Source organism: Paenibacillus sp. PastF-3, from assembly GCF_029893135.1.
In the GTDB taxonomy this organism is placed as follows: Bacteria; Bacillota; Bacilli; order Paenibacillales; family Paenibacillaceae; genus Paenibacillus_AQ; species Paenibacillus_AQ nitricinens.
Genome location: NZ_JARXWM010000024.1, coordinates 1 through 12,218, shown reverse-complemented (window position 1 = coordinate 12,218; position 12,218 = coordinate 1). Strand labels below are relative to the sequence as shown.

The window sequence follows — 12,218 nt, the reverse complement described above, 5'->3', positions numbered from 1 at the left end:
TAGGAGGTTTTTTATTTGAAATTTAAATTGCATTATTTTCTTTCAATTTTAGTTCTATTAATTGGATTTGGAGGGCTTTTTGGATATGACCTATATATAAAACCTTATGTGCTCTCACAGAAAGTCGTTAAAGTGAAGGTCGCATCTGGAGGGTATCTCCCTAAAAATTATGAATTATCTACAAAAGATGTCTATCTTGAAGCTGTCCAAACAAAAGATGTACCTATAAATGCAATACATAGCATCAAAGATGTTGAAAATAAGATACTCAATGTGAATTTAACAGATGGAGTTATATTAACTGAATCTTTGGTTGATGTAGATGATTTGGAGCCAGGTCCAAATGAAGGGATCTATCCAATACCAAAAGAAGCAATTTACGCAATTAATGGTTCGTTGCGAAGTCGCGATAAAGTTGACATTTACTTAGTGAAGGATCGTACGAAAGAACAAAAGAGCGCATCATCTGATGCAATAGATGTTCCAAGTGTAGATTCAGCTTTTCTAACAGCAGTCACAGTAAATTATGTAAGAACTGAGGACAATAATGATGTTAAAGACACTGAAAACGGTAATATCACAAACCGTACAACATCAACTGGCAAGGTTTCGGTACCTGAACTTAAAATACCTAACGAGGACGCAAAGCAACTTAAACAATATCTTGAACAAGGAGATAAACTTTGGATTGTCAGAGTTGAGTAGGAGGAGAAAATGAAAACGATATTTACAAACGGGTTAGATCAAATAACGGTTAACACGTTACGAAACATAGGCTATACAGTGATTCCGCAAAACATAATACCATCTTCAGAACAACTACAAGATAACATATTAATACTTACTAGCGAAGTAGTTGATATTCAAAACCTCTCAACTATCAAGAGCGAAAATAAGGAAGCAGAAGTAATTTACTGGTATTTAAAAAAGGGAGTAAGAGGTTATCAAGCAATTCATGCTATCTGTGAACTGAATGGAGTTTATTTTGTACCACCACGAGCAACAACTGCTAATTTAATCGAAAAAATTAAATACATTCTAGAAGAAGATAATGAACTAAATGGAAATCTAATAGGTTTCTTTGGATCAGCTCCGGGAGTGGGTTGTACTAGTAACGCCAAAATTTTCTCGAAAAGAATCGCAGCCAAAGGAAAAAAAGTTATACTTCTCGGTCTTGATCTCTATGATCCGGGAAATGAACGTCAAACAAGCATTAGTTTGGATTTATTACGCCCACGTATAACTGGGAAGTTACTCCAAGCAGAAGATATTAACCTACTACTTAAACAAGATGGATATCTTTACTTACCTGGTAATCATGACACGCTCAGTGCACTAGATTACCATGAGGATGAAATTGAATATTTACTATCATGGTGTAAAGAACACGCCGATGTAGTTGTTGCTGATTTTGGATCAATCGCAGAGAGCGCAGCTTGGTACGTGGGTATACAAATATCAAGTTTAAGAATGATTGTTACACATTTGCGACACGAGTATCGCTTAAAACAATTCATGGAATTGGCAAAACAACTAAGTATATACCCACACGAGTTCTCATTAATAATTAATCGGTCGAATGTTGTAGATGTTGTTACTCCTAAAGCGCTTGCTATGCAAATAGGGTCTGAAGTATTAATTGAAATCCCTCAGTATCCGAATTATCCAGAAAATCTACCTCTTGGGAAGAAAGAGACAATTAGAATTGATGAAATAGTAGATGGATTTCTAATTGCTCTTGGTTTGGCAGAAAACAAGCAAAAGAAAGGATTCTTTTCATGATTCTTGATAAGACAATTTCAACTTCTTCGTCAACCGTACCGTTCTCTCTTAAAGAACGAATGATGAAAAATCGCATAACAAGTACTGAAGACTTCTATTCATATCTAAATAAAATGAAAAAAGATATTACTCCGGAATTGCGGCGGGAGGATGAAGACTATTATGTACTCAATGCAAAAGCATTAATGGGAGACTTGCAAGCTATATCGTACTTCATGAATGAGATTGAGAAATATGTTCGGAAAAATCCATATGGTGGAAAAATACCGGATGCATACAGTAGCATTACTGAAGCATTGTACCATGAATGGAAGGGCTATGGACCAGCTTTCAAATGGATCACTGATCGCTCCTATAGCGATTCAACAGGGCTGCAAATCATTGGTGAACAGATCTTCTACAATAATAAAGGCGTGTTTAGTAAGTATCCTTATAAGATGCCCTCGTTAGACCGGGTAGAGCAGCTTAAGCGTACATTGATGAAGGGTGCGCCAAGTGCAAAATTGAATAAAGACAAGCCTTCTGCAGAGTTTAAAATGGATGATCCCCTGTGGCCAGGGCGATTCATCCGTATAGCGATATGGGTTTCTCCACGTGTCTGGGATGGCTTTACTACTATTACTATGCGGCGGCAAGTTGTTGAGTATATGAATTTTGATGAACAAGCTGGTACTAGCTCTATCCCTGCGGAAAGCATAGACCTACTAAGAGATCTAAGTTATCTATTTAGAAACACTGTAGTAGCCGGTCCTGTTGGATCAGGGAAATCAACATTTGCCAATACAATCGTAGGTGAACAATTACAAGGATCATCCTCTTGCATGGGGGTAGTCATGATTGAAAAACATCCAGAATCAATATTGCCTTATCAAATTAAAGGACATCGTATTATTCCGATTCAGGCTGAAAATGATGAACTAATGGAAGTTGGAATTGAGTCACTTCGTCATGATCCTAATATTCTTTTTATGACAGAAATGAGATTCCATGAGTGGGAATTTTACTTTTTCAGCGGAGAAAAGGGGTACAACGGTATAATCGGCACTTTCCATACAGTTGATTCTGAAGATATTCCATATCAAGGTGCGTTCGCTGTATTTACTCGTTTGGGAGGTAGTCTGAAGGGCCATTTAATCTCTGCGATGAAATCCTGTGAGATAGTTTTCATTATGGAACCTACAGATGCAGGTGAGAAAAAGTTAACCCGGATTTCAGAGGTCTTCTATGATGAAGCGAAAAATTCCGTATTTGCCAGTGATATCATGCGTTACGAACAAGCTACCAATGAATGGACTTATAGTGATCAACTTACAGAGAGTATAGTCAAAAGAATGAAAAAAAAGAATCCGGAAGTTACTCAGCGGTTCCTTGAAGAGTTGAAAAGGTTGACTAAACTCAAACCAATGAAAGATCCATTGAAAGAAAGCTTAAAGGCAAAAATTGTACTCAACAGTCAGTGAGGAGGACTTTATGAACAATATAAGCGATTATGCTATTCGTCTATTTTTTCACTTTTTAGTTGTTCTGGGTATCTGGAAACTAGTAAAGCCCCTCATTGATGAACAACTTCGTTATATAGCGAAGAAACGAGAATACAGGAAGAATGCAAAACATTTTAATGAAGCATCTAAAAGGAATAAACGATTTATCTATCGACATTTAGATAATCTATTGTATCTAACTCAGGATAAGTATGAACCTTTTGTTAGTGTAACAAAATTCATACTTCAAAGCGGATTTCTACTGGTAGGTATATTTATTATTACTCTATTAACAATGCAGGAGCTCCCATCGCTGTTCAGTTCAGATCCCTTTTTCGATGGAAATCTGCAAACCAGTAATATAGATACAATTAAGTCTGTTTGGAAGTTACCGATGTTATTGGCAATATTAGCAGGAAGTATTCCATATATAGTTATGCGCTATAAATATACTAAACGACAAACAGAAGGTAGTTATGACTTATTAGATGTTGTGAAAATATACGCCAAATATACTTACTTATCTGTGGACGCTGCTCTGTATGCAACGTCAGACTTCCTTATGGATAACAATGTACTTAAACGGCCTTTGAGAATACTTGCAGATGAGTTTTCAAATTATAGCAATGAAACGATGCTGCAAGGCGAAGCTCAAAGATTCGCTAGTACTGTCTCAACGACCTTTGCTCGTATATTCATCAGCGATTTATTAGATGCTGAGAAAGAAGGTAATGTTAATCTCAATCTTTCATTACTTGAATTAAACGATTCAATGGAGCAACAAAGAGAAACAATTTTAACTGTAAAAGCAAACAATAGTGATGCTATTAAACTAGGTCTATACGGAAATCTCCTTGTATTTGTATTATCCATCGGTACATTCATGTTTATGCTAAAACCAGGATTGTATTTTAAATTACAATTTCAAACTCCGATTGGAGTCACATTTTTTATGATTATTGTTATTAGTTTTGTTATAGCATTTCTATTCAGTATCCTTCTTTCGAGACCAAAACTAGATTACCAGTAAGTGAGGTGAGAAACATTGGATAAATTATTTACTATAGTTTCAACAATTGGAATAGCGTACTTCGCATTATTGGTATTTCTAAGTACAAGCAAGAGCCACGAACGAGATCTATTTCGCAAACAAATCAATGTTAGAGCTGTAATGATGAAATTTCAGAGTGATCAATTCCAAGAGAAATTAGACAATTCTGGATATCCGGTAAAAGCCCAAAATGTTAACTTTATTCGTTACGCAACGGCCCTGATATTTTTCTTATTCATGTTCCTCAGTTCATATGTTAGAGAAATAACGCTGTCTTATAAAGAGGTTTTAATTCCAATTCTCATTCTATTAATTAGCAGTCCAATGAAATATTTACCGTTGGGATGGATTTTGAATAGGAAGTTTCAGCAAAATATCCTCCATAAGGATGGGGAGATCGTTTCATTTTTAAAACAATATCAGAATAATCGACTTAGAAATAGAGGCTATATTGAGTTTGGAGCTTTTTGCGCACAAGTTGCTCCAACATTTGAATATCTTAAAGATGATTTAAATGAACTAGCAGAAAAGTCTACAGATGATGGTGTAGAAGAAGCTATAAAACATTTTTGCGATAAGTTTCCTGCGAATCATCATTTCATGTCCAATGTTCGTTCGATCCTACTTGCAACAGAAGGCATGGCTGATAATAATGAGGCAATTGAATATCTAAAAAAACAAAATACTGCAATTTCAAAGATCTCCAGTGATCACTATCAAAAAAAATGGACAAGGATAGGGGACTGGGCTGGCATCATTAATGTAACCCCATCTATTAGTACATTCTTGATGATCGTAGTGTTGTCCTTGCAATATATCATGTTACTAAGAGGGAATTTTAATGGAGTTAGTCTCTTCCGTTAAAAATAAATATTTATATTACGATTAGGAGGGATCGAAAAAAGTTTTTGCGGGATCTTAAACAACTCAAATTAAAAGGAGAGAATTTAAAAATGAAAGATCAAACTATGGGACATGGACTTTTTATTGCAGTAGGTTTTGTATGTGTAGGGTTGTTGATTGCATTTCTTTTTCCAATTGTACGTGATGTAATAACGGATGCAACAAGTAAAAAGCCTACTGTACCTACCTCGATGATAGTTTCTCCGGCTAAGCAAACAAATTTGATTATTACTCTACCTGATGAAGCTGTTCAAGCAGCATGAAAGATCAGACTATAGGGATAGCGATTTTTCTTGGTTTGGCATTTGTTGTGGCCGCAATGTATCTTGGGGCAGCAACAGGAATGATTGGTGATGGGCAAGATAATATTATCTCTTACACAAAAAAAGTTGAACATTATTGACTATTAGAAAGGAGTTTTTGTTAGTTGAAAGAGACCATCCTCCGGGCATTATTCATGTGGCTTATCCTGTTTGTTATGCTCCAGCCCATTTTTACATATATTGACTACCTGCTGGATCTTCAGGTTAAGGCAAACACTTCTTATATCACTCAGAAGGCTGCAACAGAGGGGATGGTCACTTCATCAATGAAAAGTGAAGTGATCGCTAATCTCACCGCTGTAGGGTTCAGCGCTTCCGCAATTTCTATAAAGAGCACGACTGAAACGGTTCAAGATCGTAAATCAAGACTCGATGTTTACATCACTGCTCCACGGATAAATTTGTTTCCATATAATTTCTCATCGAACATTGCATCGTTAAATTACTATGGTCACGGATCCATTATGAGTGAATACCTCGATTAAGGGATGATACTAAAATGGACTATATTATTAAGCTGGCTTTCGCATTTTTAATCTTTATGTTTACTTGGTTCTTTCAGGTGCAAAATCAAGAATGGGATGTTAATCGATCATTATTAAAGGATGCAAATAATATGGCAGTACATGACGCAGCACAAGAGATTAATGAAGATCAGCGTTCTCACGGACTTCTTATTATAAATCCAACTGAAGCATATGCCACATTTAAAGAGACACTACAGAAGAATCTTGGACTAGACAGCGAGCTCTCTCCACTAGAAGGGAGCCGCTTCCATGATAAAGTGAATATATTAGAGTTTGTAGTCATTGATGAATCCTCAAGTGTGAGCTTCCCGTTTCTCTACGAGGATCAACGGTATGGGATCACTAAATACATACAAGGACCATCTGTGATCGCAGTAATTGAGACTAAGCATCCTCAACTGTTAGCTACTGGTAAGTTGCAGGAGCCTATACAGGTACCTGCTGTGCAGGAGTATAAATTCAATGAATAATATGCGGGGAGTTGAATCAGTTGGGCATAATGTGCCAAGAAGATGCCACTTTTGCAAAGACCATGACAAAGGATGTTTTAGTGCGTGTGGTATTCTCTAGCGAAATCGCATTGTCTATAGAAAGGGATAATGAGGGAGTTGTAAAAAGACTCGTTATAATGATGGGGAATACTAGTCAGTTCCTTGATTTACTAGATCATGATAAATCAGAAAATGAAATTATACAATTTATTGAGACGCAATATATAGAACTGAAAAGATCATTTGAATCTTCTGTCTTCGAGAAAAAATTCAATATAATGTTGGATTTATCATGGAAAATTAAATCTTATATAGAAAACTAAGTAAAGTTATTTATTTGAAAATATTTCTTTAATTAACTTACAATTCGTCTTACAATATATATATAAGATGAAATGTAAGGAGGTAAAACGTGAGAAACTACTCTGCGACAGTATCATCCAAAGGGCAAATTGTTATTCCGATAAAAATAAGGAATGAGTTAAAAGTCAAAACAGGAGATACGATTGACTTCATTCTTCAAGGCGATGTCATCACCATTCAAAAGGGAATTCGTTTTACTTGCCCCGCTTGTAAGGGCAAGAAAGATCACAATGATGAGATATGCTTTGTTTGTGATGGTAGTAGTGAGATTAACCCAAATGTATCACTTTTCCATGAAATTGAAAGAGTAGTTAGTTACTCTATCTCGGTAAATGTGAACAATGATAGTAGTGACGATGAAAATTTATCAAGCTCTTTTCCAAAGATTCAGGTACATACAAAACGATATCCAAAGAATGTAATCGGTTGGTACCAAGATTACTTGCAAGCGAAAGCTGTGGAACAATTTGTTGATCGCGGTGATATCGAGAACAACACTCTTGATATCACCGATATTGTTGATAGTTTTAATTTAAAAGAGGTCAAAGCTGCTATTATCAAACATTTGCCTTCTGTTAAGAGGTTATCTGAACTCGTAATCACAATTAATGACTAAAAACTACTATAAAAAAGGGAGATGTAATTAATGAATAAAACAATGATGAAATCAATTTTGACAGCAACAATGTTATTTAGTGTGGTTTTGGGTAATGGGGCCATTACAAGCGCAGCGACTGTTAAACCGGCTGCTACTGCCAAACCGGCTGCTACTGCCAAACCGGCTGCTACTGCCAAACCAACAGCTACACCATTACCTATCATGAGGGATAACCTTAGTAAATACGGGCTGAAAAAGGATATTGAACTACCGGTGACTGTGACAGCTGGAGGACTTAGCTACACTTTGGAAAAGATCATGATTTATGATTTTAATTCCAAAGATGCACAGGGGTTAATTAAGAAATACGACTACCAAGGAACAGGAAAATATTTTATTTGGACAAAGATTACGGTTGAGAATAAGAGCAAGGACACGATTCGGCAGAATGTAACGGACTTAAGCGAAAAGTGGAGATTACTTTTTGGTGATGAACCGACGGCTCCTGCAATGCCTAAATCCAGTTATTACAAACCAAATAGTAAAGAAGCTGTATGGGATTGGAGTCTAGCACCTGGGCAAAAGTTAAGTACGTATCAAGCTTATATTTATAGTGGGAATTTCAACTGGTTCTACATTAAAGCGAAATATAAAGGTGCTTCTGAGTCGAAATACATCGTTAATCGTCCAGTAGAGTAGGTAAATACAATGAAAAATATCTATGCTTTTGCTCTTTGCTTGTTCTTAATTTTCCCTTTCTTTATTTATCCTGCAGAGGCAGCCGACACGAAATCTATAACATTGAGCGTACCAATTACAACGGGCTTGACGGGATCGAACAACAGCGCGAAGACATTTTATTTAGACCTTCCTAGTGGGGTATCTAGCGCCTCGATCAAGACAGGTACGCTTAAATATAACGGCAATAACAGTACTATCGGTGCAATTACACTTGAAAATGGTAAGGTGAAAGTTACTTTGAAGGGGAATGAAAAGTCTGAAACATTTTCGGTAGAAGGATACGATGGGGATTATAAAGAACAATTCATCACCCAACCTGGTAATTCCATCTGGCGTTATGCGGATGGTAGAAGGTGGCAGATCAATAACTACAAATATGAACTGGGAAAGAACGAAAGCTATAACGTCAATGCTGCAGATTCGCTCATGCCATCAGGTGAACCGCCCAAAAGGGATGTAGTTACAAAATCAGATATTTCTAATAGGGGATTAGTATGGTTTGGTAAGGGAGGAACAGAAATAATATCTGCTAGTAGTGTCATTCAGTCTAGTATCAGAGTTGAAATGTCAAATCTTATTGGAGCGAATGGTAAAAGCGAAATCAAGGATGGCAATAAGTTTATTATTACCTACACAGTGCCTTCGGCGAATGTCCGGCCAGAACAAGTTTCAGATGGTTTTGATAAGGGACAATGGGTAGAAGGACGCTTGTATTTTGTGTTGCTTCCTTATTATTTCACAGCCAGTGCCAAAGTAACTTCTTACAGCTACGCTGGCACTGTGAACTTCGACTACACCCTCCCTACAGAACCCACACTTACTGGCACCGTAACCCTAAATAAACCTAACCCTAATCCTACAAAATTGGGGGATAAAGATGAACCTGTACAAATTTCATTAATGGGGCAGCTGCAAGGATACAATGATGCTTCAAACATTGATGAGTGGGTGTTCTATGCTAAAGAGAAAGATAGGAACAACACACTCAAAACGAAAAAGGAGTCCGCAAAGACATTTAACGTAAGCACGTTATTTGACTTTGAAATTAAAAAGTCGAGTGTGACGGGCGAACATTTTACTCAGGAATATGCTTTAACCGTTCTCGTCCGCTTTAAAAAGCCGATCGTCACAAAGAATGGAACCATCACCTCTCTGGAACAGCCTCTACAGATTTCAGCAGGTGTTTATAAAAACCAACCCCTGGTTACTTTTCCTCCACCTCCGACCGAGCCAGCAGAACCGGAAGGAAAGCCGCCTATTGCAAGAATATCAACAGCTAGATACATAAAAGCAGGGGATGATATGCTCGTTAGCGGAAATGCTTCCTATGATCCGGATGGATATATCACTGATTATGCTTGGAGCACATCTGGAGCGCAGGGAGAAATAGGAAATGTCCCAAGGGGGTATGTATGGTATACCAGAGAGCAAGTTGGAGAGACATTTCCTATAGCGCTCACAGTCGTTGACAATGATGGACAAATAGGTAGTACAAGTACAGAAGTTACCGTCATTGAGCCGAAACCAGCAGCAATTATAGGTATCGAAGGAATACTTAAACAAAATCGTAAAACGACATTGTTTAATAGAAGCCAGAGTCCAACACGCTTTCCGTTAATCGCATCGAAAACACGAGTTACCATCACTGCTGTATCTGGCGGTACGAATGCAGATATTAAATATAGTGGTACATTATCTGAACTTGAAAGCAAAGACATCTTATTTAAGAAACCTGGTAAATATAAGGCTTCGATTTATGTGGAAAATACGCTCGGGTATTCTGATAGTGATGAGATTACTTTTGATATTGTGCCAGATGAAGCGCCGTACAACTACTTTACTCTGCCTGGAGTGGTATATCGAAGTCCTGATTACGGTAATAAAGCGGTGGTTTCATTGGATGATATCTCCTATTCGCCTGATAAAGATGTAGTGGGTCGGAGACTCTGGGAGTATCGCTATGATTCTAATAATGATGGCAGCTTTGAAGGAGAAAAATGGGTGATTTTTAGTAATGAAAATGCGGATCGTTTGAATTTAGAGCTGAGTGAGGTAGGGAAATATGAAGTCCGACTTACTGTCTTTGAAGAATTTGGTCAACCAACCATTGATGAGTTTGTGACAGAAGCTGATCGGAAATCTACAAATTCAGATGGCCAAAAGCTAAGCTCAAGAGTAGTAGAAGTGAAAAATCGAGCGCCAGAAGTGGATTGGTCCTGGTAGAAAGGTGCTTAAATGAAAAAAATAAAAGATATGCTCTCTCTAGTCCTTATAATCACTTTATTATTCGGATTAATGCCGAGCCAGAGCGTGTATATTCAAACCGTAGAAGCTGCGACTGGTGATCCGAATATCGTCAATTATAAGGATGTTAACATTCCTGCTTACTCCGAGTACCATGATGCAGGATGGAACTACGGAGATTCAAATATAACTATAAATAATCAAAAGCTTACTAACATTAAATACAATAAAACAACCAAACAATTAACATTTGACATTAGTCCAGATGCATTATTTACTTCAAAAGCAACTATCGCTCGTCATAAAGAAAGTGGTTCGTCGAGTATAGTCCAAAGTACTACTATGTGTGTTGGCGCAATAAGTGAGGGGGCAATGTCTCAAAATCTTCCGACTTACGCGTATGGTTGTCCATCTGGACCATATGGTCAATATGTCATGTTTAAACCACTTGAAAAACTGTTTTTCAAAGCATACGATACTGAACCAAATGTCGTTGATACTAAAATTAATTTTGCAACAGATACCCCTTATTCAAATTGGATTGGTTCAAATGTTTTTGATGGTATACCCAAAGGGATATCTATAGAATACTCGCTACAGATAGGCTATCAAAGGAACTCGGGAGGTTTGGCACCAGATAAAGGTTATGATTTAATATCTTTTGGTCATACCATTCGATTTGTATACCCCTTAATACCGAACAGTCCACCTACCATTTCGTTAAATACACCTAATAATCAAGTCCTGCAGAACGAGCCTGGACGCAATACACTTAACATCGAGGGATATGTCCACGATCCAGATAATGATGATCTTATCGTAAGTGCGGAGATACCCAATGTATTTTATAGGAAGACGGTAGTATCTCAAACGAAAGGATATCAGTATTTCTCTATTCCTGTAGATGCTATAGGTGACTCTATTCCTCCAGGGGATTATACGATGACTGTAAAAGTAGCTGATCCTGCGAATTTGTCGGAATCTGTGAATATGACTTTTAAAGTTACCAATAGACTTAAGCGAAACGCTTTTGTCCTCGTGAATAGTCCTATCGAGAATAGCGGTACCACCTATGAAGACTATGAAGGAGATGCTAAATACGCTGATCGAGTGAGATATGATCATGATCCGAATTACTTTGATAACTCAATGGGTATTTTAGGGGATTCTGGATTATGGAGGACAAGCCTTTACACTTCATTTCCATATACCGGACAATATGTAGTGAGTTATCAAGCTAAGGACATACCGAAACAGGATGCTCGATTTGCTGAGTATCAGATGTGGAGTAGAGATGCTGCATCTACGATGAGTTTTAAAGTTCACCGAAAGCCAATAGCGCTTTTTTCTGCAAAGCTTATCAATGGAAATGTACAGTTAATAGACTCATCTTACGATTTAGATCACATTACCAGTAGCGATAAAGGAATTATGCAATGGCAGTGGCAATATAAAAAGAGTTTTGATGAAATGTGGATCGACGGGCAGCCGCCTGGGGGAGTTTATGAAAAGGACAGTTACGACATACGTTTAAGAGTCCGTGATGTGGATGGAGATAACGGAATCGGTGCATGGAGTGATTGGTGTCAACGTATTGTGGGAAATGCGTCTGTTAATCTACGGTAATTGTCAAGACAGTTGTCGCGATTTCATAGAATATATGTAGTCAGTTTAATTGTTCTTCATCGGTGTCCATAACTCCGTCTTTTTCGGG

Annotated in this window: 14 protein-coding genes; all 14 read left to right on the top strand. The window is 37.4% G+C overall.

The window, feature by feature from the left end:
• The first annotated feature begins 15 nt into the window (after positions 1-15).
• The 14 genes from M2444_RS29955 to M2444_RS29890 all read left to right on the top strand — a co-directional run bounded on the left by M2444_RS29955 (position 16) and on the right by M2444_RS29890 (position 12,130).
• On the top strand, positions 16-705 hold the full coding sequence (locus M2444_RS29955) for a CpaB family protein (RefSeq protein ID WP_280788817.1): 690 nt from the start codon (positions 16-18) through the stop codon (positions 703-705).
• A 9-nt stretch (positions 706-714) separates the two neighbouring features.
• Complete coding sequence (locus M2444_RS29950) at positions 715-1,782, top strand: CpaE/TadZ family protein (RefSeq protein WP_280788816.1); 1,068 nt, start codon at positions 715-717, stop codon at positions 1,780-1,782.
• On the top strand, positions 1,779-3,242 hold the full coding sequence (locus M2444_RS29945; protein WP_280788815.1) for an ATPase, T2SS/T4P/T4SS family: 1,464 nt from the start codon (positions 1,779-1,781) through the stop codon (positions 3,240-3,242). The genes M2444_RS29950 and M2444_RS29945 overlap by 4 nt, the downstream gene beginning before the upstream one ends.
• 10 nt (positions 3,243-3,252) lie before the next feature.
• Positions 3,253-4,293 (top strand): hypothetical protein, encoded by a 1,041-nt coding sequence (locus tag M2444_RS29940; protein WP_280788814.1) that lies wholly within the window; start codon positions 3,253-3,255, stop codon positions 4,291-4,293.
• A 15-nt stretch (positions 4,294-4,308) separates the two neighbouring features.
• The gene (locus M2444_RS29935; RefSeq protein ID WP_280788813.1) at positions 4,309-5,178 is read left to right on the top strand and encodes a hypothetical protein; all 870 of its coding nucleotides are present in this window, start codon (positions 4,309-4,311) and stop codon (positions 5,176-5,178) included.
• Between the two features lie 89 nt (positions 5,179-5,267).
• Positions 5,268-5,480, top strand: a complete 213-nt coding sequence (locus tag M2444_RS29930) for a hypothetical protein (RefSeq protein ID WP_280788812.1) — start codon at positions 5,268-5,270, stop codon at positions 5,478-5,480.
• Positions 5,477-5,620 carry a hypothetical protein gene (locus tag M2444_RS29925; RefSeq protein ID WP_280788811.1) on the top strand — a complete coding sequence of 48 codons (144 nt, stop codon included), beginning with the start codon at positions 5,477-5,479 and terminating at the stop codon, positions 5,618-5,620. The genes M2444_RS29930 and M2444_RS29925 overlap by 4 nt, the downstream gene beginning before the upstream one ends.
• A gap of 24 nt (positions 5,621-5,644) precedes the next feature.
• Positions 5,645-6,025, top strand: a complete 381-nt coding sequence (locus M2444_RS29920; RefSeq protein ID WP_076315929.1) for a hypothetical protein — start codon at positions 5,645-5,647, stop codon at positions 6,023-6,025.
• A gap of 14 nt (positions 6,026-6,039) precedes the next feature.
• Positions 6,040-6,537, top strand: a complete 498-nt coding sequence (locus tag M2444_RS29915; RefSeq protein WP_280788810.1) for a hypothetical protein — start codon at positions 6,040-6,042, stop codon at positions 6,535-6,537.
• Positions 6,538-6,557: 20 nt separating this feature from the next.
• A complete protein-coding gene (locus M2444_RS29910) occupies positions 6,558-6,881 on the top strand; it encodes a hypothetical protein (protein WP_280788809.1) in 324 nt (107 codons plus the stop codon).
• An 89-nt stretch (positions 6,882-6,970) separates the two neighbouring features.
• Entirely contained in the window at positions 6,971-7,537 is a 567-nt protein-coding gene (locus M2444_RS29905) for an AbrB/MazE/SpoVT family DNA-binding domain-containing protein (RefSeq protein ID WP_280788808.1), read from the top strand.
• 30 nt (positions 7,538-7,567) lie between these two features.
• Positions 7,568-8,218 carry a hypothetical protein gene (locus tag M2444_RS29900; RefSeq protein ID WP_280788807.1) on the top strand — a complete coding sequence of 217 codons (651 nt, stop codon included), beginning with the start codon at positions 7,568-7,570 and terminating at the stop codon, positions 8,216-8,218.
• A 9-nt stretch (positions 8,219-8,227) separates the two neighbouring features.
• A complete protein-coding gene (locus M2444_RS29895; RefSeq protein WP_280788806.1) occupies positions 8,228-10,483 on the top strand; it encodes a PKD domain-containing protein in 2,256 nt (751 codons plus the stop codon).
• 12 nt (positions 10,484-10,495) lie between these two features.
• Positions 10,496-12,130 carry a hypothetical protein gene (locus M2444_RS29890; RefSeq protein WP_280788805.1) on the top strand — a complete coding sequence of 545 codons (1,635 nt, stop codon included), beginning with the start codon at positions 10,496-10,498 and terminating at the stop codon, positions 12,128-12,130.
• Positions 12,131-12,218: the final 88 nt, after the last annotated feature.

Bases quoted from the DNA above. Each gene is read 5' to 3' on its own strand.
- M2444_RS29900 (WP_280788807.1), top strand. From the start codon at position 7,568: ATGAATAAAACAATGATGAAATCAATTTTGACAGCAACAATGTTATTT.
- M2444_RS29915 (WP_280788810.1), top strand. From the start codon at position 6,040: ATGGACTATATTATTAAGCTGGCTTTCGCATTTTTAATCTTTATGTTT.
- M2444_RS29940 (WP_280788814.1), top strand. From the start codon at position 3,253: ATGAACAATATAAGCGATTATGCTATTCGTCTATTTTTTCACTTTTTA.
- M2444_RS29945 (WP_280788815.1), top strand. From the start codon at position 1,779: ATGATTCTTGATAAGACAATTTCAACTTCTTCGTCAACCGTACCGTTC.
- M2444_RS29890 (WP_280788805.1), top strand. From the start codon at position 10,496: ATGAAAAAAATAAAAGATATGCTCTCTCTAGTCCTTATAATCACTTTA.
- M2444_RS29895 (WP_280788806.1), top strand. From the start codon at position 8,228: ATGAAAAATATCTATGCTTTTGCTCTTTGCTTGTTCTTAATTTTCCCT.
- M2444_RS29930 (WP_280788812.1), top strand. From the start codon at position 5,268: ATGAAAGATCAAACTATGGGACATGGACTTTTTATTGCAGTAGGTTTT.
- M2444_RS29950 (WP_280788816.1), top strand. From the start codon at position 715: ATGAAAACGATATTTACAAACGGGTTAGATCAAATAACGGTTAACACG.
- M2444_RS29925 (WP_280788811.1), top strand. From the start codon at position 5,477: ATGAAAGATCAGACTATAGGGATAGCGATTTTTCTTGGTTTGGCATTT.